The 25941-nt window shown below is 63.1% G+C and carries 24 protein-coding genes; 13 read left to right on the forward strand and 11 right to left on the reverse strand.

The annotated features are described in order from the left end of the window. Nucleotide 1: 1 nt before the first annotated feature. The 4 genes from cyoC (at nucleotide 2) to ACR65N_RS15400 (ending at nucleotide 2067) form a co-directional block, all read left to right on the forward strand. Nucleotides 2-622 carry a cytochrome o ubiquinol oxidase subunit III gene (gene cyoC / locus ACR65N_RS15385; RefSeq protein WP_430304833.1) on the forward strand — a complete coding sequence of 207 codons (621 nt, stop codon included), beginning with the start codon at nucleotides 2-4 and terminating at the stop codon, nucleotides 620-622. Continuing rightward, nucleotides 619-1026 carry a cytochrome o ubiquinol oxidase subunit IV gene (gene cyoD / locus ACR65N_RS15390; RefSeq protein ID WP_430304834.1) on the forward strand — a complete coding sequence of 136 codons (408 nt, stop codon included), beginning with the start codon at nucleotides 619-621 and terminating at the stop codon, nucleotides 1024-1026. The genes cyoC and cyoD overlap by 4 nt, the downstream gene beginning before the upstream one ends. Before the next feature lie 39 nt (nucleotides 1027-1065). Further along, on the forward strand, nucleotides 1066-1809 hold the full coding sequence (locus ACR65N_RS15395) for an SURF1 family protein (RefSeq protein ID WP_440457776.1): 744 nt from the start codon (nucleotides 1066-1068) through the stop codon (nucleotides 1807-1809). Between the two features lie 84 nt (nucleotides 1810-1893). After that, entirely contained in the window at nucleotides 1894-2067 is a 174-nt protein-coding gene (locus ACR65N_RS15400) for a hypothetical protein (protein WP_430304836.1), read from the forward strand. Nucleotides 2068-2103: 36 nt separating this feature from the next. Here ACR65N_RS15400 and ACR65N_RS15405 read toward each other — a convergent pair whose 3' ends face one another. The 7 genes from ACR65N_RS15405 to ACR65N_RS15435 all read right to left on the reverse strand — a co-directional run bounded on the left by ACR65N_RS15405 (nucleotide 2104) and on the right by ACR65N_RS15435 (nucleotide 10566). After that, the gene (locus ACR65N_RS15405) at nucleotides 2104-4434 is read right to left on the reverse strand and encodes a Wzz/FepE/Etk N-terminal domain-containing protein (RefSeq protein ID WP_440457714.1); all 2331 of its coding nucleotides are present in this window, start codon (nucleotides 4432-4434) and stop codon (nucleotides 2104-2106) included. Nucleotides 4435-4477: 43 nt separating this feature from the next. Beyond that, entirely contained in the window at nucleotides 4478-5443 is a 966-nt protein-coding gene (locus tag ACR65N_RS15410) for a glycosyltransferase family 2 protein (RefSeq protein ID WP_440457715.1), read from the reverse strand. Next, nucleotides 5440-6375 carry a glycosyltransferase family 2 protein gene (locus ACR65N_RS15415; protein WP_440457716.1) on the reverse strand — a complete coding sequence of 312 codons (936 nt, stop codon included), beginning with the start codon at nucleotides 6373-6375 and terminating at the stop codon, nucleotides 5440-5442. Before ACR65N_RS15415 ends, ACR65N_RS15410 begins: the two co-directional genes overlap by 4 nt. Next, nucleotides 6372-7370, reverse strand: a complete 999-nt coding sequence (locus ACR65N_RS15420; protein WP_440457717.1) for a glycosyltransferase family 2 protein — start codon at nucleotides 7368-7370, stop codon at nucleotides 6372-6374. The genes ACR65N_RS15415 and ACR65N_RS15420 overlap by 4 nt, the downstream gene beginning before the upstream one ends. 3 nt (nucleotides 7371-7373) lie before the next feature. Then, nucleotides 7374-8513: a glycosyltransferase gene (locus tag ACR65N_RS15425; protein WP_440457777.1), complete on the reverse strand. Its 1140-nt coding sequence runs from the start codon at nucleotides 8511-8513 to the stop codon at nucleotides 7374-7376. Between the two features lie 124 nt (nucleotides 8514-8637). Continuing rightward, complete coding sequence (exoK, locus tag ACR65N_RS15430; protein ID WP_440457718.1) at nucleotides 8638-9417, reverse strand: endo-1,3-1,4-beta-glycanase ExoK; 780 nt, start codon at nucleotides 9415-9417, stop codon at nucleotides 8638-8640. Nucleotides 9418-9426: 9 nt separating this feature from the next. Further along, nucleotides 9427-10566, reverse strand: a complete 1140-nt coding sequence (locus ACR65N_RS15435; protein WP_440457719.1) for an acyltransferase family protein — start codon at nucleotides 10564-10566, stop codon at nucleotides 9427-9429. Between the two features lie 678 nt (nucleotides 10567-11244). On the opposite strand from ACR65N_RS15435, the gene ACR65N_RS15440 reads away from it, so the two are divergent. Then, nucleotides 11245-12210 carry a glycosyltransferase family 2 protein gene (locus tag ACR65N_RS15440; protein ID WP_440457720.1) on the forward strand — a complete coding sequence of 322 codons (966 nt, stop codon included), beginning with the start codon at nucleotides 11245-11247 and terminating at the stop codon, nucleotides 12208-12210. 51 nt (nucleotides 12211-12261) lie between these two features. Then, nucleotides 12262-13215, forward strand: a complete 954-nt coding sequence (locus ACR65N_RS15445; protein ID WP_440457721.1) for a polysaccharide pyruvyl transferase family protein — start codon at nucleotides 12262-12264, stop codon at nucleotides 13213-13215. Here ACR65N_RS15445 and ACR65N_RS15450 read toward each other — a convergent pair. Beyond that, nucleotides 13206-14219 carry a glycosyltransferase family 2 protein gene (locus ACR65N_RS15450; protein WP_440457722.1) on the reverse strand — a complete coding sequence of 338 codons (1014 nt, stop codon included), beginning with the start codon at nucleotides 14217-14219 and terminating at the stop codon, nucleotides 13206-13208. The genes ACR65N_RS15445 and ACR65N_RS15450 overlap by 10 nt on opposite strands. Before the next feature lie 127 nt (nucleotides 14220-14346). Further along, nucleotides 14347-14637, reverse strand: coding sequence for an exopolysaccharide production repressor protein (locus tag ACR65N_RS15455; protein WP_430304847.1), 291 nt, complete (start codon nucleotides 14635-14637; stop codon nucleotides 14347-14349). 676 nt (nucleotides 14638-15313) lie between these two features. Here ACR65N_RS15455 and ACR65N_RS15460 point away from each other — a divergent pair. From ACR65N_RS15460 to ACR65N_RS15475, 4 genes are all read left to right on the forward strand, one after another. Then, nucleotides 15314-15994 carry a sugar transferase gene (locus ACR65N_RS15460; RefSeq protein WP_430304848.1) on the forward strand — a complete coding sequence of 227 codons (681 nt, stop codon included), beginning with the start codon at nucleotides 15314-15316 and terminating at the stop codon, nucleotides 15992-15994. 126 nt (nucleotides 15995-16120) lie between these two features. Further along, nucleotides 16121-17386, forward strand: a complete 1266-nt coding sequence (locus tag ACR65N_RS15465; protein ID WP_440457723.1) for a polysaccharide biosynthesis/export family protein — start codon at nucleotides 16121-16123, stop codon at nucleotides 17384-17386. Nucleotides 17387-17393: 7 nt separating this feature from the next. Then, complete coding sequence (locus tag ACR65N_RS15470; protein ID WP_440457724.1) at nucleotides 17394-18665, forward strand: O-antigen ligase family protein; 1272 nt, start codon at nucleotides 17394-17396, stop codon at nucleotides 18663-18665. Between the two features lie 33 nt (nucleotides 18666-18698). Continuing rightward, nucleotides 18699-19709, forward strand: a complete 1011-nt coding sequence (locus tag ACR65N_RS15475) for an acyltransferase family protein (RefSeq protein ID WP_440457725.1) — start codon at nucleotides 18699-18701, stop codon at nucleotides 19707-19709. A gap of 26 nt (nucleotides 19710-19735) precedes the next feature. Here ACR65N_RS15475 and ACR65N_RS15480 read toward each other — a convergent pair whose 3' ends face one another. Together ACR65N_RS15480 and ACR65N_RS15485 are read right to left on the reverse strand one after the other, a co-directional pair. Continuing rightward, nucleotides 19736-21268: a UxaA family hydrolase gene (locus ACR65N_RS15480; protein ID WP_440457726.1), complete on the reverse strand. Its 1533-nt coding sequence runs from the start codon at nucleotides 21266-21268 to the stop codon at nucleotides 19736-19738. 56 nt (nucleotides 21269-21324) lie between these two features. After that, nucleotides 21325-22020 carry a FadR/GntR family transcriptional regulator gene (locus ACR65N_RS15485; RefSeq protein WP_440457727.1) on the reverse strand — a complete coding sequence of 232 codons (696 nt, stop codon included), beginning with the start codon at nucleotides 22018-22020 and terminating at the stop codon, nucleotides 21325-21327. Nucleotides 22021-22287: 267 nt separating this feature from the next. On the opposite strand from ACR65N_RS15485, the gene ACR65N_RS15490 reads away from it, so the two are divergent. The 3 genes from ACR65N_RS15490 to ACR65N_RS15500 all read left to right on the forward strand — a co-directional run bounded on the left by ACR65N_RS15490 (nucleotide 22288) and on the right by ACR65N_RS15500 (nucleotide 25903). Then, the gene (locus ACR65N_RS15490) at nucleotides 22288-23811 is read left to right on the forward strand and encodes a sugar ABC transporter ATP-binding protein (RefSeq protein ID WP_440457778.1); all 1524 of its coding nucleotides are present in this window, start codon (nucleotides 22288-22290) and stop codon (nucleotides 23809-23811) included. Nucleotides 23812-23845: 34 nt separating this feature from the next. Further along, on the forward strand, nucleotides 23846-24865 hold the full coding sequence (locus ACR65N_RS15495) for an ABC transporter permease (protein WP_430304855.1): 1020 nt from the start codon (nucleotides 23846-23848) through the stop codon (nucleotides 24863-24865). Nucleotides 24866-24955: 90 nt separating this feature from the next. Further along, complete coding sequence (locus ACR65N_RS15500) at nucleotides 24956-25903, forward strand: ABC transporter substrate-binding protein (protein ID WP_440457728.1); 948 nt, start codon at nucleotides 24956-24958, stop codon at nucleotides 25901-25903. Nucleotides 25904-25941: the final 38 nt, after the last annotated feature.

Raw genomic sequence — 25941 nt, forward strand, 5'->3', positions numbered from 1 at the left:
CATGAGTGAAAGCCACGCCGTTTCGGCCGAAAAGCCGCAATTCTACCTGACGGAAGACCACCATCCGGAAAGCAGCACCATGCTGGGCTTCTGGATCTACCTGATGAGCGACTGCCTGATGTTTGCGGTCCTCTTCGCCACCTACGCCGTGCTCGGCCGCAATTACGCGGCCGGCCCCTCGCCCGCCGATCTGTTCGACCTCAACATCGTCGCGATCAACACTGCGATGCTGCTCCTGTCGTCGATCACCTACGGCTTCGCCATGCTGCAGATGGAGCGCAATGCCAAGGCGGAGACGCTGTTCTGGCTGGGCATCACCGGCATCTTCGGCCTGATCTTCCTGGGTCTCGAACTGTACGAGTTCCATCACCTGATCAACGAAGGCGCCGGTCCGCAGCGCTCCGGCTTCCTGTCGGCCTTCTTCACGCTGGTCGGCACCCACGGCCTGCACGTCACCTTCGGCTGCATCTGGCTGGTGACGCTGATGGTCCAGGTCGCCCGCCACGGGCTGATCGAGGCCAATCGCCGTCGCCTGATGTGCCTGTCGATGTTCTGGCACTTCCTCGACGTGGTCTGGATCGGCGTCTTCTCCCTCGTTTACCTGATCGGAGTTACCGGATGAGCTCGAACCCGCACGCGCCGGCGCAGGAAAGCGCCCACAACACGCATCATGGGCACAGCCACGGTCACGAAGCGGCTCACGGCACGCTGAAGAGCTACATGACCGGCTTCGTCCTGTCGGTGATCCTGACCGCCATCCCGTTCTGGCTGGTGATGGCCGACGTGCTTGATAGCAAGGCCGCCACCGTCGCCATCATCATGGCGCTCGCCGCCGTGCAGATCGTCGTCCACATGGTCTACTTCCTGCACATGAACTCCAAGTCCGAAGGCGGCTGGACCATCCTGGCGCTGATCTTCACGATCATCGTCGTCGCCATCGCCCTCTCCGGCTCGCTCTGGGTCATGCATCATCTGAACACCAACATGATGCCGATGAGCCCGGAAATGATGAAGAACATGCCGTAACGGCATGGGGCGGCGCCTTGGGCACCGTCCATCAAGGACATACCGATGACCACTGAGGCCCGTCCCCGCACCGCAAGGCGACCCGTCGCATTTGCCGTTGCGATGGCGGGCCTCTTTCTTGTCTTCGTCGGGCTGGGAAGCTGGCAGGTGCAGCGGCTGTTCTGGAAGCTCGACCTGATCGAGCGCGTTGATGCCCGCGTGCATGCGGATCCGGTGCCGGCTCCCGGCCGGTCCACGTGGGCGGGCATCGACGCCGCGAACGACGAATACCGCCGCGTCAGCGCCAGCGGCCGCCTGCTCAACGACAAGGAGGCCCTGGTTCAGGCTGTCACTGAGCGAGGGGCCGGCTTCTGGGTGCTGACGCCGCTGCTGACGGCGGATGGCACGACCATCCTCATCAATCGCGGCTTTATACCGCCAGATCGACGTGATCCCTCCAGCCGCTCGCAAGGGCTGGCCGAGAGCGAGGTGACGATCACCGGCCTGTTGCGCATCTCTGAGCCAGGCGGGGCCTTCCTGCGATTGAACGATCCCGAGGGTGACCGCTGGTATTCACGTGACGTCACGGCGATCGCGGAAAGTCGCGGGCTGACCAATGTCGCACCTTATTTCATCGACGCGGACGCGACGCCAAACCCCGGCGGCTACCCCGTCGGTGGCCTGACGGTCATTGCCTTCCGCAACAGCCATCTCGTCTATGCGCTGACCTGGTATGCGCTGGCGGCGATGGCGGCGGGCGCTTGCCTCTACCTGATCCGCCAGGGCCGCCGGCAAGGGCGCTGAGCGCCTGCATTCTTCACCGCGGACGGGAACCGCCGGCGCCTGCCGTCGGTTACCTCAGACCAAGGTGAAGAAAAGGCAGACCGCATGATCAAGGACATCCGCAACGACCCGATCGCCAGTCCCGAGGACAGCGCGCCGGAGCGCCAGCAGAAGCAGCGCGCCGGACGCGGCATCATCACCTTCTTCATCATCTTTGCCGCCGGAGCCTTCTGCCTTTACCTGTTCATCGTGCTCTACGGCTCGATGACCTCGCAATGACGTCGGCAGCAGAATGATGATGAAGCAGGCGCCGGATCAGACCGCTACCGGCTCTTCCGAGCGGTAGCTGCCAGTCTGGCCGCGAAAACGTTCCGGAGCGCCCGGATCGGCATATTTCGGCAGCTCGTCCATGTCCGTCTTGTTGAGGATGACGCCGACGGTCTTGGCCGCGATCGCGGTTTCCTGCTCCAGCACGGTCTGCAGCAGCTTCACCGGCGTCGTTCCCCATTCCACGACCATCAGATAGCTGTCGACATGCGGGGCGAAGGCCTTTGCATCGATTGCCGGGACGATCGGCGCCAGATCGACGACTACATAGTCGAAGCGGCCGTTCACCGTCTCCATCAGCCGGTCCATGTCGGCCGAGGCCAGGAGGTCACTAGTATGCGGCATGGCCTGGTTGCGCGAGGCGATCGGCAGGATGGCGAGCTTTGCCTTGGCATCGATGGTGATGGCGCTGGTCCACGGCGCCTCGCCACGCAGCACTTCCATCAGGCCGTTCGGCGGCTCGGCTCCCAGAATGCCGCTTGAGCCGCGATTGCAGGAATCCGCGTCGAGAAGCAGGGTTCGCTTGTTCATCGCCCCGAGCATGACGGCAAGGTTTGCGGCGACCACCGACTTCCCCTCCCCCGGGAGTGCCGAAACGACTCCGATCACCCGGCAGCTGCGGTTGGGTGTCGCCTGGTCGCAGGCAAGCTTGGCGTTGCGTAGCGTTTCGGCAAAGGCCGAGCGGGGATAGTCGACGGCGACCCGCGTCAGCTTGCGGATGAACGGATCTGTGGCAGTCGCCCCCTCGTCGACGGCAGTCTGCGGCAGCGTCTGGCCGGTCGCGGCTGTCTGTCCGCCGGCTCGCTTGATCAGCGCCAGGTAGCCTATGAAGCGCAGCCCCAGATGACTGCGCACATCCTGGCCGAGACGGAAGCCGCGTTCTCTGAGTTCCAGCACCGTTGCAATGCCGCCGCCGGCAAACAGCCCGAGAACGATCGACAGCGCCATCGTCAGCGTCTTGCGCGGGCTGGACGGCGACACCGGCACGCCCGGATTGGAGATCACCCTCGCGTGGGCGATCGGGAAGGACTGCTGCTGCGACGCCTGTTCGAAGCGGTCGAGGTAGGACTGGTAAAGCGTCTTCAGCGATGCCGCCCGCTGCTCAAGTTCGCGCAGCTGGATCTGCGAGACGTTGGCATCCGAATTCCTGCCGGCAACCTTCTCGATGCTCGCGCGCAGCGATTTCTCGCGCGAGGTGGCAACCTCGAACTCGTTCTTGAAGCCCGCCGTCAGCTGCTGCAGTTCGCCAAAAATCTGCTGGGCAAGAGCGTTCTTTTCGGTTGCCAGCATGCGGGCCTGCGGGTGATCGGCACCGAACTGCTCGAGCACCGAGCGCTCCCGTTCGGCGGCGGCCTGGTAACGCTTGCGCAAATCCTGGATGACCGAATTCTCAGCGCCACCGACAGAGACGATCGCGTTATCGACGGCAACGGTCGGTCCCTGGTCGGTGATTGCCTTGTACTGCTGGTAGCGCGCCGCAGCGGTGGCCGAATCGGCCTGCGCGACGATCAGCTGGCTTGTCAGGTCGGCCAGCTGCTGTGACGACAGAAGTTCGCCGCGCGGCGAGATGAGGTCATTGCTGATCTTGTACTGTTCGACGGCCATGGCGGCTTCCTGCGACCGCTTGTTGAGGTCGTTCAGACGCTCCTGCAGCCAACCTGATGCCTTCTCCGTTGCGTCGAAGTTGGCGCTCAGCTGTTCAGAGACATAGGCAGCGGCATAGGCCTTGGCGAGTTGAGCCGAGAGCTGCGGTTCCGGCGACTGCAGAGCCACCGCGATGACCGAACTGCGGCCGACGCGATCGGCTGTGACCGACTGCTGCAGGATCGCCGCCGCCTTCTCCCGGCGACCGTTCTGCGCATCCTGTTCGGCAGGCGGCGGGGTGGCCGGCTTGACGAGGCTTACGACGCTCTTGACGCCCGCCTTGACGAGACCGACCGGCGACACCGGCGGGTTGAGGAAGGCATTGTTGTCACCAAGCTTCAGGTCGTCCACCACGCGCAGCGCCAGCGCCTTGGACTTGACGATTTCGACCGCGCTCGACATCCGGTTGTCGATGAGCTGCGCGCTCTGGCTGGTCTGCTCGTCATCGGCATAGCGGGAGAGGTTCTCGTCGATGAGGATCTGCGTCATTGCCGTGTAGCGTGGCGAGGCCAGCAGCAGATAGACGCCGGCAAGCACCATCGAGCAGATCACGCAGATGATGATCAGCCGTGCGCGCCGCATCACCGCCGTCATCAGGCGGTCGAGGTCTATGAACGCATCCTGATCGCGGTTTGCCGCAGCAAAGCCGGTCGAGCGGAGATTGATGTGATCCATGGGTCAGATCCTTTCGCACCCTCCCGCCGGGAGGGAAGGGAAATTACGGAAACGTCCGGCGAGCCTGCGTCGCCGATCGGGCAACGCGTCTCAGTCGTTCGGCAATTGGCATTTTCAGATGGCGCAGCGCGCCTGGGTGAGCGGCAGCAAGCTTGAAGCAGTCAGCTAAGGCTCGCCGCTTTATCGCATCGACCAGCGCCAGAAACGCCGCCGCCTCAGTGAGGCTTCGGCTGCGTTGCGTCTGTGCCGCACGCGCAGCACCGTCGAGCGGATACTGGCTGAGGAAGCGGGCATCGGCTGCCATCATCGCTTCGACGTGTTCCGGCTTCAGCACGCGTGAGATCGATCCTTGCCGGATATGGTAGATGTAGCCGGCGGACGGTTCGATGGCGCAGCGCCCGCCGGATGCCAGCGCCGAGGCAAGCAGGATGTAGTCCTCGCCGATCCGCAGGCTTTCGTCGAAGCGCAGGCTCTTGCGCGTCAGGAGGTCGCGCAGGAACATCGGCTTCATGTAGCCGAAATTGAAGGTCGACCGGAAGATCACGTTGGACGAGATGAAATCGGCAAGCGTCAGCGCCGGGAGCTTGGCCAGTTCCGCCGGCGAAAACATCGTCTCGGCCGGCTCGCCCGGCTTCATCACCTTGAGATTGTCGACGACGATTTCCGCATCCATCCGGCCGGCGCAGGAAATCATCGCAGCGGATCGACCCGGCAGCACCTCGTCGTCGGAATCGAGCACCGCGATCCAGCGCCCGGCCGCCGCCGCGATACCCGCATTGCGGGCCGCACCGGGACCGCCATTCACCGGCAGCTCGACCAGCCTCACCCGCGGATCGCCGAAATAGCGCACCAGTTCGGCAGTACCATCGGTCGAGCGGTCGTCGACCACCACCACTTCGACGGCGACGCCGACCTGCGCCAGCGCGCTGTCGATCGCGCGGCCGATGGTGTCCCTCGCGTTGTAGGCAGCCACCACGAAACTGACATCCGGCATCATGGTCTGGTTCATGCAGCCTCCACCGATCCGTATTGGCGGATCTCGCGCACCCCGAGGATGCCGGTCATGGCGCCGAGGTGCAGCGCACCGCGCAGCAGATTGCGGTTACGCGCCGTCGGCGAGAACAGCGTCAAGAGGGCGGCCAGTCCGCAGTATCCGGCCTTCGCGGCCGCCGTGCCGAACTGACGAAGGCGTCCGAGCGCCGAATGCCTGGCACCGACGATCCGGCCGTGCGTCTGGCCCGAGCGAAACCTGCGCTTCAGCAGCCAGCCGAGACTTGCCCGGCGCGCCGGCACCGGCTCCGTCAGCCAGGCCTTTTCGGCAAAGCTGATGCGCCCGCCGGCATCCGTCACCTTGGTGAAGAATTCGGTGTCCTCGCCGCCGCTCTGGCCGAGCGACAGGGCAAACCGGCGACCGTGGATACTCGGCGAGCGCATGTCGAGAAGGACGTTGCAGGTATATCCGGTGCGGATCTCGCCTTCGACCCAGACCGGCATCGTCGAATGGAAATCGCCGCTCATCATCCAGTCCGGCGCGCCGACCGCGTAGATCGCCCGCACCGGACCGAGCACGACATCCGCAGTCGTTGCAGCAGCGGTCTCCAGCAGTTCGGCCAGCCACTCCGGCGATGCGGTCTCGTCATCGTCGATGAACGCCAGATAATCGCGATCGCTTGCGGCAAGGCAGGCGTTGCGGGCAATCGAGATGTTGGCCTTCGGGCAATGGATGTAGCTGAGTTCGAACGGCGACCGGCCGCGCAGGCTCTCGACCAGTTCGAATGCGCTGGGCGTCTCGTCGTTATCGGCGACGATCAGTCTCAACCGCACGCCCGACGGCACCACGAGGCTGAACAGCGACAGCAGGGTCGCCGAAAGCTCCGGCCGGCGGAAGGTGCAAATGCCGATGTCGACATGCAGGTGTGACTGGTCATGGTCCATTCTCATATCGCTGCCCTCGTCTTTCGCCCGCCGATCAGCTCGAGCCAGAAGCCGGCTGACCAGGCGGCGTGCATGATCATGGCCGATATCGCCGCCAGCGGCCCATAGGCATTGCGCTCCGACACGGCGATCCAGACTCCGTAGGCGAGGCAGAGCCCCGCCCAGAGCAGCAGCGGCACCGCCGCGATCCAGTGCAGCACGGCAAGCCCGGCGCCGACGATGACCGGCATCACCATCAGCGGCAGCGCCTGCCGCAGCTTCGGGACAGACCGGTGCTTCAGGAGGTTGCGGGCTCGCCCGCGACCATAGCCAAGATACTGGCGGAACAGGGGGTACGGGGCGGACCGCGGATAATAGGTCATGAAGGTTTTTGCCGTCATCCAGATCCGGTAGCCCGCCTTGCGCAGTCGGTGATCGAGCTCCGCATCCTCGTTGTGGGTGAAGCTTTCGTCATATCCGCCGACGGCACGAAAGGCTTCGATGCGCATCAGCGCGTGGTGACCGTGTTCGATCCACTGGCCCTCGGCACCTTCCCGGTGCTTGGAGCCGCCATTGCCGAGCTTTGAATTCTGGGCGAGCGCGGTTGCCCGCTGGAACGTGCCCGTGCCGACCGTCTTCATGCCGACGACAACGGAATCCGCGCCCGTATCGACTGCCTCCTGCAGCAGGATCTGGCAGTAATCCTCCGGGTAGTCGCCATGCGCGTCGATGCGGATCAGGTACTGGCGGCCATAACCGAACCGCTCTATGGCCAGATTGACGGCGGCACTCTGGATGCGCTTCGGATTTTCGAGAAGCACCAGATCAGCGATCGAAGGCGTCAGGCCGGCGACGATCTCACGCGTCCCGTCCGTGCTTCCACCATCGGCAACGACAATCAGCATGTCGTTGTTGCCGCGGCTCTCCGACAGATCGCGCAGCAGCGTTCCGATGTGGCGCGCCTCGTTGAGGCACGGAATGACGATCAGGCTTCGCATCTCAGGCTGGATCGGGGACGACATGCGCTAACCTTCCGATTGCTGGGGTGACGGGATGTGCAGAGCGGCAGCGGGTGCGACATGCGGGGCGAGCGCCGCAAGCCGGGCGACGAGCGCCCGACATTCCGCCTCGCCGATGGCCCACTGGCTGCGCTTGCTGTCGGCAAGCCTTGCAAACAGCTGCAGGTAATCGTCGGAGGAGAGCTGCTTGAAGCGCTCCTGCAGCGACTGCGGATCGACCGAGGCAAGCAGCAGCCCGAGATTGCGTTGAGCCAGGAACCGGCCGGTTTCCGTCGTCGACAGGGCGATCGGCACAGCGCCGTGCAGCGCGCCTTCATAGAGCCGGTTCGGCAGCAGCCACTCGGAATTCAGGCCTTCCTCGAAGAAGTCGATGGCCCAGACGAACTGCACCTCGCCGTAGATCGTCGCGAGATCCTCCGGATTGCGGTAACTGCCGCCGAACGAAACATGCGGAGCATCGGCCAACAGCGCGTCGAAGTTCGGAAACTCGCGCGGCGACACCCGACCGCGGATGATGATCTCTACCTGACCGTCCATCGCCCGGGCAAAGCGGCTGAGGATGTCGAAGCTCTTGCGGCAGCGGATCGCGCCGAACCAGCCGATCCGCCAAGGCTCGCCCTGCCGGCCCGGACGCGGGATCGGCGGCCAGAGGCCGGGATCCGGCTCGAGGTCGAGAACCTTGTTTTCAAGCATCAGCACCGGCAGCCGGACGCTTGAGCGTCGTTCGAAGTAGTGCTGCACGAAGGCCGGCGAACTGGTCGCCAGCAGCCGGCTGTCGCGGGCGAGATACCCTTCGGCAGCGCGCAGCAGGCGCCCCTTGATCCCGCCGTCCAGCATCAGGCGGTGGATGTCCAGCGCCTCGTAGACGATTGGCACCCGGGCGCCGCCAAAGACGGACGCCGCCGGCCCAGCCAGCGCCAGCATTTCCAGGTTGCGGGCGAGGATCACGTCGGGCCTCGGCAGGCCGGCCAGCTGCCGCCTCAGCGACAGCCGCGCCTTCAACACCGAAGACAGGCGCTGGCCCAGCCGACCGTCGGCGGTCCGGCCGATCGTCACGACCGGAACCTCCGGATCGCCCGCCAGCAGGTTGGCATCCCGCTGAAAGCCCGCCACCGCGATCCGAGCACCGCCTGCCTTCAGCATCATGACACGCCTGCGGATCGCAGGATCCGAAAGATCATGAGCAAGGTAGAGTAGGTTCAACGTCACGTGGTGCGGCTCCATTTTCTTATGGTTCGAGATGCGAGGCAGTTGCTGAGGCGCGGACGCCTCAGTCGATCGTGCAGGAGATGGACTCCGGGAAGCGGCATTTTTCGCCCGGGGCCGTGAATGCGATGCGGTCGACTTCCATGCGGGCACCGCCGGCATAGGCAAACGCCCCCATCCAGTTCTTCAGCGTATCGGACCCCCACAGGCTGACGAAGATCTTCTGCGGATTGGATGGGATCTTCGCCGGATCCGTGACCTCCTGAACCAGTTTGCCGTTGACGTAATAGCGCAGCCGATCCTTCGCCCATATGAAGGCATAGTCGTTGAACGCCTTGTCCGCGCCGCCGGCCACCGGCACGAGCTTCTCGTTGCCGCCCTTCGCCGAGATGTACTGGTTGACCTGCACTTCGCCGGTATTCTTGCCGAGCACCTCGAAATCGATCTCGTCGTGCGGCTTCTTGTCGGTTGGGCCGATATAGCTGAAGAACGCCGAGTTGAGGCCCGAGCCGCTGGCGGCCTTCATGCGGACCTCGAACGTTCCGTAGCCGTAGCGCTGGCGGGTCTGGATCTCGCCGCAGGCATACTGACGTTCGCCCGAAGGCTTTGCCTCGAAGCGCAGCTGCAGACGTCCGCCGTCGATACCCACCTGTTGCTTCGACCAGGTGCAGTTCTGATGCGATCCGTTGTTCCAGCCGTCCGAGACATACCAGAAGGAGCTGTCCAGCCTGTCGAAGTTCTCGACAAAGGACGCACCGGTGGACTGCGCGGCGGCGCTGTTGGCGATGACGGCGGCCATGAGGCCGAAGCCGCGCAGGAGGGATTTGCGTGCGGAATGCGACATGTTCATTCTTTACCTCTGTTCTTGCATGGCAGGAGACGGCTGGTTCCCCACCAGTTTGGCGCCGTGGGTGACGGCACCCGCCGCATTCGTGCGTCGGCGATTGCCGGTCAGGACCGCGTAGACCCGTGGCATCCAGCGCAGAACCAGACCATTGCTGAGAATAAGCAAGCTGTAGGTAAGGAGGACGGCACCGATGTAAAAAATCGGATAGAGCTCCGCCCCGGCGTACCGGTTCCAGATCATCCAGAAGACGACGAGCAGCGGGTAATGTCCGCAGAAGGTCCAGAAGCTGAGGCTTCCGGTGCGTGACAGACGCTGTCCGAGACGGGTGCGGATCAACAGCGACGACAGCATCCAGAAGGCGGTTGCGCCGAGAATCGAGAGGACGTTGCGCAGCACGTTGAGGAGCGGCGGAAAATCCGGCCCCGTCATGTAGAGACCATGGGCGAGCAGTGCCGAAGTTGCCACAAGGGCAGCGGTCATCGGCCATGCATAGCGATCCAGCTTCTTCAGGTCGACACGATAGAGCGCCAAAAAAATCCCGAAGGTGAAGCTGAACAGGATCGATTTTTTCAGCACCAGTCCGACATCGAGCGTCGGGAAGACGGCAAGCGCGAACAGCACGCCGAGCGTCATTGCCGGCGCACGCCGTACCAGGAAAGCCAGGATCGGCGACAGAAGGATGCAGACGATCAGGTCTCGCAGGAAATACAGCGGCAGATTGACGGGGTAATTGGACAGGCCGAAGGCGTGGTCCGGCCAGTCGCCCGCGCCGGCATTCAGCAGGTCCGGGAAGTAACCGATGCCCATGCCGACCTGCTCTATGACAAGCACCAGGGCCAGCAGCGACAGGTTCCACAACAGGAACGGCAGAAGCACGGACCGGGACTTCGACATCAGCGTCTTGCGGTAGTCGAAGCGCGCATAGCCGCGCTGGAACAGCAGATAGCCGGAGATCGCGCTCAGGCACGGCACGCCGATGCGAAACAGGCTCTCCCCCAGATAGACCCTGATCCAGTCGAAGGTGCCGTTCGGTTCGACGAACGGACTTGCGTCTGCATCGTAAGGCACATGCACAAGCACGATGCCGAAGATGAGGACGATGCGCATCAGATCGATACGGGAGGATATGTTCTGATCGACAGTCATCAGTCACCCCTTGTGTGGCTGCGCCTCCCCTCGCAACCATTGACAGACTGAGCAGTCTTTGCCCGTGAGGGTCCAAGAATGCTGGCCTGTTTCGTACAAAATGTGGCGCTGCAGCAATTCCTCAAGCGCAGGCTGTCGAGAAGGATCGTCTTCGGGACGATCCGGCCGAGCATCGGTCATCATCGACGGCGTCCTCTCCAAAGGGTTGCGGTCAACGAATCCAACGACTTTGCCAGGATGAGCGGCCGCACACGCGCGCATCAATTATCCGACAGATGATCGTGTATTTTTCTTCAGATGACCCTCGAAAACCGGGGGTAGAGGGGCGTCGGCTACCGATATTGAGGCAGAAACAAGGCAGACACAGTCGCGATGGGAGGCGATGACGCAAGGTTGATCGCCGAGGAGCGCTCGTCTTGCAGATGCATCGTCCCGCATATGTCTGAAATCGCTTGCTTCCTCATGCTGCGCTGCAAAGAACTTGCCGCAACGCAAAAACAGGACAAATTTCAGCCGGAATGACACGTTCGACTGATAGGGTTCTCGTCACGGCTTACAAAGGACATCGTTCGTCGGTGCCGTATCGACGACGGGAACAGGCGGCAGACCGCCGCAAATGTGCTGATGGAAGGTTGTCGACACCGTCGAGAGCCATCCCGGATACCTGAGGGGCTAGCTATGGCGACGTTCACAGTCATCATTCCATACTACCAGAAAGAACCGGGCGTGCTGACCCGCGCTCTGCGATCGATCTTTGCGCAGACCTTCGAAGATAGCGACATCATCATCGTCGACGATGCCTCGCCCTATCCTGCCGAACGGGAACTGCAGGGCTTGAGCGACGCCGAGCGCTCGCGCATCCGGCTCATCACCCAGCCGAATGCCGGCCCGGGAGGTGCGCGCAATACCGGCCTCGATGCCATTTCCCCAAAGACTTCCTATGCGGCCTTCCTGGATTCCGACGATATCTGGATGCCGACGCATCTCGCGAACGCCCACAAGGCACTGACCGAACTCGGCGGCGACTGCTACTGGGCGTCGATGAAGGCGGATGAGGATTTCTACTATCACTTCGGCATGTCCGAGCTGATCGACGAACCCGGCACGCGCCGGGTGATGGAAAAGCCTCTGGTTCTGGAACTTGGCGACCTGGCGAGCGCCATGCTGAAGAACTGGGGCTTCCTGCATCTCTCCTGCATGGTGATCGGCCGGCCCATCTTCGAGACCATCCGCTTTGAGCCGAAACTGCGGCTGGCAGCCGAAGACGTGCTGTTCTTCTGCGACTGCATCCTCGCCGCCCGGCGTGCGCTCCTCTGCGACGAACCGGGGGCCGAGCGTGGCCGCGGCATCAATATCTTCCATGCGACCGACAACCAGTCGCCGCAGTTCCTCAAGCAGCAGTTCAATACTTGGGTGGCGCTCGACCAGTTGGAGCAGCGCTTCAGCCGGCGGCCGAACGAGGTTGCGTCGATCACCTCCTACAAGAATACCGCCAGGCGCCAGGCGCTCTGGAGCCAGGCGGGCATGCTGCGTCGGCGCAAGGTGCCCGACCTGCGGATGCTGATGCGCTGGGTCGTGCGCGATCCGGCGCTGCTGATGACTGCCTTCCAGCTCGGAACGGGGAAATTCAAGACATCCCGCTGACGCTGCCTGCACCTGCCCGATCAACCGTCCCCTCCTCCAAGGAACCCTGAGATGAAGCCATATTACTGGGAATCCCACCACGGCAATTTCGGCGACGATCTCAATCTGTGGCTCTGGGACGCATTGCTGCCGGGCCTTCGGGAGGTGCACCCGGAGGTGCTTCTGGTTGGCGTCGGAACGGTGCTCAATCCGACGCTGCTGCCCTCCGGCATTCGCAAGCTGGTGATCGGCAGCGGCTACGGCTATGGCACACCACCGGATGTAAGCGATTCCGCCGAGTGGGACGTCCGCTGCGTGCGTGGCCCGCTGACGGCCGAAAAGCTCGGCCTCTCGCCCGAGATGGGGATCATCGACCCGGCCGTAATGGTCACCCGGATGCCGGAGTTCCAGAACCTCACCAAGCGTTACAAGAAGACCTTCGTGCCGCATTGGGAATCGGCCGAATTCGGCATCTGGAAGGATGTCTGCGAACCGGCCGGCCTGACCTATCTGGATCCGCGCGGTGAGGCGAAGTCGGTGATTACCGCCATCGCCCAGTCGGAGATGATCGTCGCCGAATCCATGCACGGCGCAATCCTCGCCGATGCCTTCCGCGTGCCGTGGGTTGCCGTATCGACGTCGCGCCTGATCAACAGCTTCAAGTGGAACGACTGGGCGCAGACTGTCGGCGCCGAGTATCGGCCGCGTTACGTGCCGGTCTCCACCCGTGCCGAGGCCGGCTACAAGCAGTCGCGCTTCTGGGGTGTCCGCATCCCGCCGGGCGAGCCGCAACCGGTCGCTGACGTGATCCCGACCGAACCGGCGGGCGTTGCTACGCTCTCGCCACCGGCCTCGCAAGGATCAAGGCTGAAGACGGTGGCAAAGCAGATGCTGGCCGCTCCGTCGATGCTCGCCCTGTGGCAGGCAAGTCGCGCCGAGCCGCAGCTATCCCCGGACGGTCGCCTGGAAGAACGCCAGGCGCGCTTCCAGGCGGTTATCGACACGGTGCGCCGCGACTACCTCTGAGCGACCGGCACGCCCGGCAGGAGATATCGAAGCTTTCCCTCCGGCACCGGCATCGGCGCGGCGCCCTTGGTGCGCATCGCCTCGAGCTTGTCGCCCAGCACTCCGCCGATGACCGCGGGGGCCGCTGCCGGGTTCGCCAGCAGATGGCGGATGGCCGCTCCCTTGCCGCCTTCCGCCTTCACGTCGAGCGCTCGGCGAAGGTCGTGACGTGCCTTGATCTGCCGCTCGTGCCGCCGCACCGCCTGTGCCTGTTCGGCGCTCAGCAGGCCGGGCGTCAGGCGAATTGCCTGCTCCGCCTCGTAAAGCCGGCGCAGGTCCTGCGTCCCGTGCCGGCCGCTCAGCGAATTCGCCCGCACCACTGCCGCATAACCGCAGTGATCGATGACCTTGTAGCGAGCACCCTTTGCCAGTGCCCGCAGGTAGAGGTCGTAGTCCTCCCCCAGCCTCAGGTCTTCGTTGTAGCGCAGCCCGTGCTCGGTAAGGAACGACCTTCGAATGACCGGCTTCAGGAAGCCGATCTCGCCTCGCTTGACGCCGCGCTGGGAAATGTTGCCTTCGACGAAATCGACAAGCGACAGGCTGCGCGTGCGGGCATGGAAGCGGTCCGGCTCGACCGGCAGGCTCGGGTCATGATGGATGAAGCCGATATTATCGGCGATCAGATCCCAGTCCTTCTCCGCCTGCATGGCCGTGAAGCGCTGCGGGAAGAAGAAGTCGTCGGCATCGAGAATGCTGATGAGCGGAGCCGTGGAAACCTCGATGGCGCGATTGCGAGCGGCGGATGGCCCCTGGTTCTCATCGAAGCGCAGAACCTTCAGGCGTCCGGTGCCGTCGTCGGCAGAACGTGCCGCCGCATCGGTGCCGTCGGAAGATTCGTCGTCGATGACGACGACTTCGCTGACCGCAGTTTCAGCCAGTGCCGAGGCGATCGCCTTGCCGATAGTGTCCGCTGCATCCTTCGCAGCGATGATGACACACACTTCGGATCCGCTGTCTGCGCTCATGTCCGCCTCCGTTGCGATTAACCGTCCAACGGATCAGAAACTAGGAAGATGTCGAGGATATGGAAGGCACGGCAGACGCAGCGCCTGAAAAGCGCCAGTGAAGGCTGTTTGCGCGATGCGGGCAGCCTTAGTGATCGCCGATCTTGAGCTTCGGTGCCGGCCCGGGCTGGAGATCCTCGCTGCGGCGAGCCTCGGCTTCGCGCAGCATGGCGACGCGCTCCGGCGAGATCCGGTCCCGCTCGACCTTTTCCCGGTGCACCAGCACCAGGACGGCAACGAAGTATCCAGCCTGGAGGATAACCGCGCAGACCACCGTCTGCCACAAGGTCGTCGCCAAGGATCCGTTGAGGACATAGCTCGCGCCCGCGAATACGAGGAGAACTGCCAGCATGCTGATCAGAGCCCGCGGTCCGTACATCGTGATCCTCCCGAACGCGATTTCCTAAGAGTTGACCCGGAATTTCTGCCGAGCAGTGATAGACCAGATCCATTAGTGCAATGCGATGTTCCAGAATACCACGCATTTTTGCGCAGAACTCCATGAATATTTGGTAATCTCACGCGAGGCGAAAAATGCGACCGCCGCCTTCTTGCCATCTTTCGGCCTGCACCCGGAGGCTGAGGACCGGCAAAAATCACCAGCGCTGGTGTCTGTGCGATCAACATTTGTTACACAGAAACGTGACCGGCGAATTGACTGTTTGCGGCGCAGCGGGAATATTGCAGTGCACAAATCGGCGCCATACCCAAGTGCAAACTGCCCTCCTGACGTGGAAGCTCGTGACTTACGCTGAGTCACGCCCTAATAACCGTACCCCTGTAAACTACCGGTTGGTAAATCTACAAGCACATCACCCGCAGGTTTTTTAGGAAACTACAGAACAAGTTCTGTGGTTAACGTAAGCTTGCATTTAAGCCGTCACAGGATTGACATGTGTCCGGGCGACCTAAATCGGTTCGCAACGGTGCGTTTGCTCCCCCTCCTGCAAAAAATCACTGGCAACAAATTCAGAACACACAATTATTGTCCCATTCGCCGGCCATGATGCGCCGCAATGGCACCGACCACTCGCAACAGCAATGGAGTCCTCTCTATGAAGTCCGCGACACGATCGGCAGGTTCGCCGCTAAGCCCGACCGATGAGATGCACCTGTCCTTCCCGACAGGCGGCGTCGCGAAGCGCGCTTTCGACGTGACGACCGCAATGATTGCGATCGTCGTGTTCTCGCCGCTACTTTTGATGATCATGGCCCTCGTCAAGTTTTCCGACGGGGGATCGATCTTCTACGGACACAAGCGTGTCGGCCACAACGGCCGGTACTTCAAGTGCCTGAAATTCAGGACGATGGTGGTCAATGGGGACGAAGTCCTCCGCCGCTATCTGCAGAACGATCCGGAGGCGGCCAAGGAATGGCGTGCCACGCGTAAGCTCAAGCACGATCCACGGGTCACCACCATCGGTACGGTCTTGCGCAAGCTCAGCCTCGATGAACTACCGCAGCTGATCAACATTCTGCGTGGCGACATGAGCATTGTCGGCCCGCGCCCTGTCGTCGACGAGGAATTGACCCTCTACGACAGCTTTGCCGTCTACTATCTGCAGACCCGTCCAGGCCTCACCGGACTGTGGCAGATCAGCGGCCGCAACGACGTCTCGTACGAGAGCCGCATCGCTTTCGATACGCAGTACGTTCAGAACTGGTCGCTGCTTCGCGACATCTCCATCATCGTGAAGACCATTCCTGCCGTCTGCATGTCGCGCGGCAGCTATTGAACGGGTGGATGAGGTCGCGCGGCTGCGCGCCAGGACGCCTCATCCGCAACCTCACCCAATGACGGCAGAAACGCGTTGGATCTTGCATTCCGCGCCCGCTGCCGTTCAACAGACCGAGGAGCATCGATGCTCACCATTTCGGCTCTCGATACATCGAGCCAACGATCCCGCCGGATGGCCCTGATGCTGGCCGGGCTGGTCCTGCTTTCAGGACAGGCCGTCGCCGCGGAAAGCTCCGGCTACCATCTTGGCGTCATGGACAAGATCCGCGTCCGCATCGCGCAATGGGAACCGACCGACGGATCCTTCAAGAGCTGGGACGCGCTCAGCGGCGACTACAGCATCGGCCCGGCCGGGGCCCTGTCGCTGCCGTTCATCGGCAGCCTCGAGGCCGCCGGCAAGACGCCCGAGGAAGTGGCCGACGAGATCGGCAAGCGGCTGCAGCAGCAGTTCGCCTTGCGCAACCTGCCGTCCGCCTCGGTCGAGGTGTCGCAGTTCCGCCCCGTCTTCCTGACCGGCGATGTCCAGACGCCCGGCGAATATGCATTCTCGCCCAACCTCACGGTACTCAAGGCCGTCAGCCTCGGCGGCGGATTGCGGCGCTCCGACAGCGGCCAGCGTTTCGCCCGCGACTTCATCAATGCGCAAGGGGACGTCTCCGTCTATGACACGCAGCGGGCCCGGTTGATCGCCCGCCATGCCCGGCTGTCGTCGGAAATGAGCGGCAGCAGCGAGATCAGCATGCCGCAGGAGCTTGAGAAGGTTCCGAAGGCAAAGGAGCTGATCGACAGCGAGACGGCTCTGATGAAGCAGCGCCGCGACCGCTACGAGCTTCAGCTGAAGACCCTGGCCAACCTCAAGGCGCTGCTGCAGAGCGAGGTGGAATCGCTGAACCGCAAGAGCGAGACGCAAAACCGCCAGCTGGAGATCGCCCAGCAGGACCGCGACAAGATCAAGGGCCTCAGCGAGCAGGGTCTCGCCCTCAGTTCGCGCCTGCTGTCGATCGAGGAGCGCACGGCCGAGGTGCAGTCGAGCCTGCTCGACATCGATACCAACATCCTGCGCGCCAAGCAGCAGATCAGCCAGGCGGAACAGGACGAGATCAACCTCAAGAACGACTGGGAAGCCCAGCGCGTCAAGGACATGCAGGATACCGAGGCGGAACTGGAAAAGCTCAACCTGCAGATCGGCACCAGCCGCCAGCTGATGACGGAAGCGATGGCTCAGTCGGCGGAAGCGTTGAAGTTTGACCCGAACGGTCGTTCCACGACGCTGCGCTACTCGATCGTCCGTGACGACGGCACCGGCCCGAAGGAGATCGCCGCCAACGAGGGCACGTCTCTCGAACCTGGCGATGTGGTGAAGGTGACCTCCGAACTGCTGATGCAGTGAGGTTTTCATGAAGCTGGCCAAAGCTGCCTTCGTCGATCCCGAACAAAACGCCCTGTACGGCATGGCGGCAGTTGCACTGTCGCTGTTCGTCTTCGCCTATTCGGGCCGCTTCGGCCAGATTTCCATCCTCGCCTACTATGGTGCCTGGCTGCCGCTCGCCCTGCTCGATTACCGCAAGGTACTCGGCAACTACCTGCGCTATCTATGGATCCTGTCCTTCGCCATCCTCTGCTTCGTGTCGGTTTTCTGGTCACCCGCACCGGGCATCTCGATGCGCACCGCGATCCAGTATCTGACCCATATCGTCTGCGCGCTTATCGCCATGCGCACCGTGAGCGTCGTCACGCTGGCGCGCGGCGCGATCATCGGCTGCGCCGTCGTGCTCCTCTACTCGCTGTTGTTCGGCGTGTATTTCTTCGATCCGCTCGACGGCACCTACAGTTTCGTCGGCGCCTTTGCATCGAAGAACCAGCTCGGCTTCTATGCCTCGCTTGGCCTGTTCTTCAGCTATGCCGGCATCATGATCCTTGGCCTTCGCCGCCTCTGGCTGCTGGCCGGCGCCGGAACCGCGCTCCTCTCCGCCTACAGCCTGTTTGCCTCGCAGTCGGCGACTTCGGTACTGACCACCGTCGTCATTCTTGCGGTGCTTGCCGGTCTGCAGGTGCTTGGCCGGCTGGCGCCGTCGGCCCGCAAGATGCTGTTTGCCGGCGGCCTGATCGTGCTCGTGATGGGTGCGAGTGCGGCAATGGCGTTCGGCGCCATGGATGCGGTACTCGGCATCTTCGGCAAGGATTCGACACTCACCGGCCGCACCTATCTCTGGCAGCAGGGGATCGAGGCCGCCCGCCAGCACCCGCTGCTCGGCCTCGGCTACCAGGGCTACTGGGTCCAGGGCTTTCCGGAAGCCGAACGGCTGTGGGAGGAATTCTACATCGGCTCGCGCAGCGGCTTCCACTTCCACAACACCTATATCGAGACGATGGTCGAGACCGGCGTGGTCGGAACGCTGCTGCTCTGCCTCATCCTGCTGACCGGCTTCTTCGGCCATTTGAAGCGCGTGCTGCACGACCGGCGCAATCCGGCATCCCTGGTGCTGTTCGGCGTCTTTGCCCTGCTGCTGGTCCGCTCATTCGTCGAGATCGACGTCATGCATCCTTATCACGTCGGTTCGTTCCTGTTCTACTTTGCCGCAGGAAAGCTGACGCTGAGGAACCCGGAGCCGGCCCCTGCCCGTCGGCAACTGGTTCGCCTGCGTCCGGTGTCGCCTTATGCCGCCTAGATCCCGTTTCACAATCCACGCATGGAGAGCCGCATGAAGACGCTTTACGGCATCCAGTATCTGCGGGCAGTCGCGGCGCTTGCCGTCGTGCTGTTCCACGCGGCCGAACGCAGCGGCGAACATTTCGCCATCGGTGCCGCAGGCGTAGACGTGTTCTTCGTCGTCAGCGGGTTCATCATGATCGTCATCAGCGAAGATCGCCACCTGACGCCGCGCGGCTTCCTCAAGGATCGCCTGCTGCGGATCGCGCCCAGCTACTGGATCGTCACCTCGATCATGGTTTTGGGTTCGCTGGCTGGCCTGTTTCCCAACCTGGTGCTCGACCCGGTGCACCTGATCGCCTCCTACCTGTTCATACCCGTTGCCTCGCCGAGCACCGGCGAGATGTGGCCGATCCTCGTGCAGGGTTGGACACTGAATTACGAGATGTTCTTCTACCTGGTGTTTGCCGCGAGCCTGCTGCTGGCGCGTCCCTTGCGTATTGCTGCCCTCGCCCTGGTCTTCGGCACCCTGGTTCTGGTTGGCCAGTTTGCGGCGCCGACGGGCTCGATCATGGATTTCTACACGCGGCCGATCGTGCTCGAATTTATCGCCGGAGCGGTGATCGGCAGGCTGTGGCTTGCCGGGCATGCGCCGCATCCGGATACCGGGCTGATGCTGATCGCCTTTGCCATCCTGTCGTTCGCGGCGATCTACCTGCTGCAGTTCAACTTCAACACCTGGCTGTGCGCGCCGCTCGCCATATGCCTCGTCTCGGGGATGCTGGCTGTGGAGAAAGGTGGTGCGCTACCGCGCATCCCTGCCCTGAGCTATATCGGTGATGCGTCCTACTCGATCTACCTCTGGCACACTCTGGCGATTTCAGTGGTCGTCAAGGCCGGCATGATCGCCGGGCTTCCGACCGCGGCGATCGTCTGGGTCGGAGCCCTCCTCGGCACGCTGCTCGGCATCGTCTGCTACGAGGGCGTCGAGCGGCCGCTGCATCACCTGATCAAGCACCGGCGCATCGTCTTCCGCATTCCGGGCAGACGCGCCGCGGACTGACGGACGGCAGGCATCCGAGCGCCGTCTCAGGTGACGGCACCGACCTGCCAGGGCACGAACTCGTTGTCGCCGTAGTCGTAGATCTCGCTCAGCGTCTGCTGCCCGGATGCGACCGCCAGGATGTGCTCGAAGATCCGTTCGCCTGACTGCTCGATCGTCTCGTCGCCGGTAACGATGCCGCCGCAGTTCAGATCCATGTCGTCCTTCATGTGCTCGTACATGTCGGTATTGGTGGCGATCTTGATGCACGGCGACGGCTTGAAGCCGGAGACCGAACCGCGGCCGGTGGTGAAGCAGATGACGTTGCATCCGCCGGCCACCTGGCCGGTCACCGCCACGGGATCGTAGCCGGGCGTATCCATGAACACGAAGCCCGGCTCGGTCACCGTCTCGGCGAATTCGTAGACGGCCTTCAGCGGCATCGAACCGCCCTTGGCCACGGCGCCCAGGGACTTTTCGAGGATCGTCGTCAGCCCGCCCAGCTTATTGCCGTGCGACGGATTGTTGTTGAGTTCGTCGCCGTTGCGGGCCGTATAGTCTCGCCACCAGTCGATCCGGTCGAGGAGTTTCTGCGCCACCGCCGGCGTGACGGCTCGCCGCGTCAGCAGATGCTCGGCACCGTAGATCTCCGGCGTTTCCGCAAGAACGGTCGTGCCGCCGTGGCGGACGATGAGGTCCGACGCGTGGCCGAGCGCCGGATTGGCCGAAATGCCGGAATAGCCGTCCGACCCGCCGCATTCGAGCGCCAGCTTCAGCTTCGACAGCGGCTGCGGCGTCCGCTCGGCCGCATTCACCGTCGGCAGCATTTCCTTGACGATGGCGATTGCCGCGTCGATCGTCTTCTTGGTGCCGCCGTATTGCTGGATCGTCATGGTCCGCAGGCGGCTACCCTCCTCCATCCGGTAGTGCTCGAGGATGGGGCCGATCTGGTTTGTCTCGCAACCAAGCCCGATCATCAGGATACCGCCGAAATTCGGATGGCGCGCATAGCCCTGGATGGTGCGGATCAGCAGCCGGTAGCCCTCCGACTTGTTGTTGAGCGCGCACCCCGTACCGTGCGTCAGCGCCACCACGCCATCGATGTTGCCGAACCCGTCGAGGCCACCCATGCGGTTGAAATAGTCGGCGATATAGCCGGACACGGTGGCGGAACAGTTCACCGACGAGATGATGCCGATATAGTTGCGGGTACCGGCGCCGCCGATGCCACGGTCGAAGCCCATGAAGGTGCGACGCTCGGCGAGCGGCAGCATGCCCTTCTCCTCGATGTCGACGCAGAACTGGTGTTCGTGCTCGGAGGGCAACATGGCGAGGTTGTGCAGATGGACGGCCTGGCCGGGCGAAATGTCCTGCGTCGCGATGCCGATGATCTGCCCGTACTTGCGCACTTCCTGGCCCGACGCGATGGCCCGCAACGCCACCTTGTGGCCGCGGCCGATCAGATCAGCCGCCACGAGATCGCCGTAGCCGGTCGGATTGCCGACCGGGATCGACCGGCGCGCCACGGCAACGTCGTCGATCGCGTTGAGAACGATGACCGGTGAGAAAGCTTCATTCATGCCTATCCTCCTCCCAGGAGGTTCAATCGCTTTGCAACAGCGCTCGCACGCTGCGGTTAACGGGGTTCGCTGTCCAGCCAGCGACGCTTGGATTCCTCCAGATGCGCATGCATCATCGACTGCGCCAGCAAGGCATCGCGTGCTTCCAACGCCGCCAGGATCGCCTCGTGCTCCTCCAGCGCCCGGCTCCAGGTGTCCGGCGTTTCGAACCGCTCACGCAGCTGCGTGGAGATCGGGCTGTGGCGCTCGTCGAAGAGATCGCAGACCAGTCGCGCCAGAACGCTGTTGGCAGACAGGGCGGCAATCGCCGTATGGAACTGCCGGTCGTGCTCGATCGGCTTGCGGCCGGCAGCGATCTCCGCGCGCATCGCATCGAGCGTCTGACGAAGGCCTGCCAGGTCATCCGGCGTCATCCGGGTTGCCGCCAGCACGACCACCGCACCCTCTACCGCTGCCCGCGCCTGCATCAGCTCCGCCGGGCTTTCGCCGATCGAGGCCGACGTCAGCTGCCGGCGTTCCTGCACGTTGATGACGTAGACGCCGGAACCCATGCGGATCTCGACCGTCCCGTCGATTTCCAGTGCAATCAGCGCCTCGCGCAGGGAAGGACGCGACACGCCGAGTTGCTGTGCGAGATCGCGCTCTGCCGGCAGGCGCTGGCCCAGCTTGAAGTCGCCGTCCTGGATCAGCGCGCGGATCTGGTCCGCGACCTGCTGATAGAGCCTGCGCTCCGTGCTGCGTATCCCGTTCATGCACTTCCATCCCAAGTTGGCCTTACCATACGAAGAACGCGACACACTGGCAAGACCAACGTTAATCATTTGTATTCGTTGATTTATACTGCCGATGGGGCTGCATTGATCGCTACCGAACAAACTGGCTTGACCAGTTTGGTAAGGCCGATTACCAATAGGCAACGGTCGCCGGGTGGAGCTGGAGCGGCCGGCGCAACTGCGCGAGGAGGGAACATCATGCAAAGCGGCCAGATCGATTCCGGCGCGTCCGTGGCACCGCCGTCGATGACGAACGATGCCGCAATGGGCGAGGCTCTCCTCAGCCTGCAGGATATCCGCAAGGAATTTCCAAGCGTCGTGGCATTGGCCGACGTCAGCTTCGATTTGAAGCGCGGCGAAGTCCATGCGGTCTGCGGCGAGAACGGCGCCGGCAAATCCACCCTCATGAAAATCATCAGCGGCGTCTACACGCCAACGTCCGGGACCATCACCTACAAGGGCGTCGAGCGCAATTTCTCCTCGCCCCTTGAAGCCGAACAGCTCGGCATCGCAATCATTCACCAGGAACTCAACCTGGTGCCGCATCTGACGGTGGCGGAAAACATCTATCTGGCGCGCGAGCCTCGGCGTGGCTTCCTGGTCGATCGCCGCAAGCTGCGGGCCGATGCACAGGCCTGTCTCGACCGGCTCGGCGTCGTCATTGCACCCGACAGGCTGGTGCGCGAGCTGTCGGTGGCCCAGTGCCAGATGGTCGAGATCGCCAAGGCGCTGTCGCTGAACGCCGAAGTGCTGATCATGGATGAGCCCACCTCGTCGCTCACCGAACAGGAGACGCGGCTGCTCTTCAAGGTCATCCATGACCTGAAGGCATCCGGCGTCGGCATCATCTACATCTCGCATCGCCTCGACGAGATGGCGGAAATCGTCGACCGGGTCACCGTGCTGCGCGACGGCCGCTTCGTCTCCACGGCCCGGTTCGGCGATACGAATGTCGACGAGATTGTCGCGAAAATGGTCGGCCGATCGCTGGAAGAGAAGTTCCCCGAACGCACCTCGACGCCGACCGACGAGGTGATCTTCAGCGCCGAGAACCTGTCGCGTCATGGCGTCTTCCGCAATGTCAGCTTCACCCTTCGACGCGGCGAGATCCTCGGCTTTGCGGGCCTGATGGGCGCCGGGCGGACGGAAGTCGCCCGTGCCATCTTCGGCGCCGACCCGCTGGATTCCGGCACCGTCACGCTTGCGGGCTCGACCTTGAAGATCACCTCGCCGCGCGACGCCATCGCGGCCGGCCTCGCCTACCTGTCGGAGGATCGCAAGGCCCAGGGGCTCGCCATCAAGATGCCGGTCGATGCCAACATGACGCTCGCCAACATGGAAGAAGTGTCCAGCCGGTTCGGGCTCATCGACTTCCGCAAGCATCAGTCGGCGGCGGAAAAATATGTCGATCTGCTGAGCATCAAGACGCCGTCGGTGCGTCAGCCGGTCCGTCTGCTCTCGGGCGGCAACCAGCAGAAAATCATCATCGGCAAGTGGCTGTTTCGCAAATCGCGCGTGCTGTTCTTTGACGAGCCGACGCGCGGCATCGATGTCGGCGCCAAGTTTGCCATCTACAAGATCATGGACGAACTGGCCCGAGACGGCATCGGGGTCATCCTGATCAGCTCCGAGCTTCCCGAAATACTCGGCATGACCGACCGGGTGGCCGTCTTCCACAACGGGACGATCACCGGGATCCTGGATACGGCACGCACCAACCAGGAAGAAATCATGCGCTACGCCTCCGGCTACGGCCGGACGGCGCACTGACAAGCAGCTGAAGAGCGGCGGATAGAGGACCACGATGAGCCTACCGATCGAACCCAAAAGCGGCCGACTGACGGACCGTCAGAAGGACATCATCCAGAAGTTCGCCGCACTCGGCAGTCTGCTCGTGCTGATCGTCGTCTTCTCGATCACCAGCAACGCCTTCTTCTCCGTCAACAACGGCATGACGATCGCGCTGCAGGTCACCTCGATCGCGCTGCTCGGCATCGGCGCCACCTGCGTCATCATCACCGGCGGCATCGACCTCTCCGTAGGCTCGGTGCTGGCGCTTGCCGGCGTCGTGGCAGCACTGGCAGTCAAGGAACTGAACACGCCGGTCTGGCTCGGCATGATGATCGGCATCCTCACCGGGTCGGCCTGCGGTCTCGTCAACGGCATCCTCATCACCCGCATGAAGCTGCCGCCGTTCATCGCCACGCTCGGCATGATGCTGATCGCCCGCGGCCTCGCGCTGCAGATCACCGGCGCGCGTGCCGTGTCCGGTCTCGGTGAGAGCTTCGGCGTTCTCGGCAACGGATCGCTGTTTCGCGTCGTCAACATTGGTGACGATGGCTTTCCGACCGTGGTCTTCCCCGGCATCCCCTACCCGGTCATCCTGATGATCGTCATAGCCGTCGCCGTCTCCTTCATGCTCAACCGCTCGGTGCTCGGCCGCCATATCTATGCGGTCGGCTCCAACATCGATGCGGCGCGGCTGTCAGGTGTCAACGTCACGCGCGTGACCAGCTTCACCTACGTGCTGTCCGGCACGCTGGCGGGACTGACCGGTTGTGTGCTCATGTCGCGCCTCGTCACCGCCCAGCCGAACGAAGGCGTCATGTATGAACTGGATGCGATCGCCAGCGCCGTCATCGGCGGCACGTCGCTAATCGGCGGTGTCGGGACGATCTCCGGCACGGCCATCGGCGCCTTCGTCATCGGCATCCTGCGCAACGGCCTCAACATGAACGGCGTCTCCGCCTTCACGCAGCAGATCATCATCGGCCTCGTCATTCTGGTCACCGTCTGGATCGACCAATTGCGCAACCGCCGCTGACGAAGGGTGCGGACCCTTTCCGCGTTATCGGGAGTGAGGATCTCCCGCGGAGCAGCCCTCAGGCCGCTTCACCTCAGGAGGATGAATGACATGAAGAAACTTACGGCAGCACTGCTCACATCCGCATTCATGGTTTGCGCCGCATCGGTGGGCGCCCAGGCCGCGGAAATCGCGGTCATCGTCAAGACGGTCAATTCGACCTTCTGGCAGAACGTCCAGAAGGGCGCCGATGCCGCGATCAAGGAAGTCGGCGACGGCAACACCATGACCTTCCAGGGTCCGGCCTCTGAATCGGCCATCGCCGACCAGGTGAACATGGTGGAGAATGCCGTAAACCGCGGCGTTGCCGGCATCGTGCTTGCCCCGTCCGATCCGGACGCGCTGATCCCGGCCGTCAAGAAGGCCTGGGAAGCCCGCATCCCGGTGATCATCGTCGACTCCATGCTGTCGAAGGGATCGGAACAGTACTACCAGTCCTTCCTCGCCACCGATAACCGCAAGGCCGGCGAACTGGCGGCCAAGGCGCTGATCGAAAAGGTCGGCACCGAAGGCAAGATCGCCGTGATGTCCTACGTCGCAGGCGCCGGCTCCGAGATCGGCCGCGTCGGCGGCTTCACCGACTACATCAAGGCGAACTCTAAGCTGACCATCGTCGGTCCGTATTATTCGCAGTCGCAGATGGCGACAGCGCTTAACCAGACGACCGATGTGTTGGCCGCCAACGCCGACCTTAAGGGTATGTTCGGCGCCAATGAGCCGACCGCCATCGGCATGGGCCGCGCCATCAAGGAATCGGGCAAGGCCGGCAAGGTTGTCGCCGTCGGCTTCGACGGCAACCAGGACCTGCAGGGCTTCGTCAAGGACGGCACGCTGTCTGCAATCGCCGTCCAGGGTTCGTTCCAGATGGGCGAACTCGGCGTCAAGACGCTGAGCAAGGTTCTGAAGAAGGAAAAGGTCGACAAGTTCGTCGATACCGGCGTCGTCGTCGTCACCAAGGATAACATCGACAAGCCGGAAGCCAAAAACGTTCTTTACTGAGCCTCACCGCAAGACAGGACGCGCAGCCATGCCGCTGC

Source organism: Rhizobium sp. SAFR-030 (genome assembly GCF_059415005.1).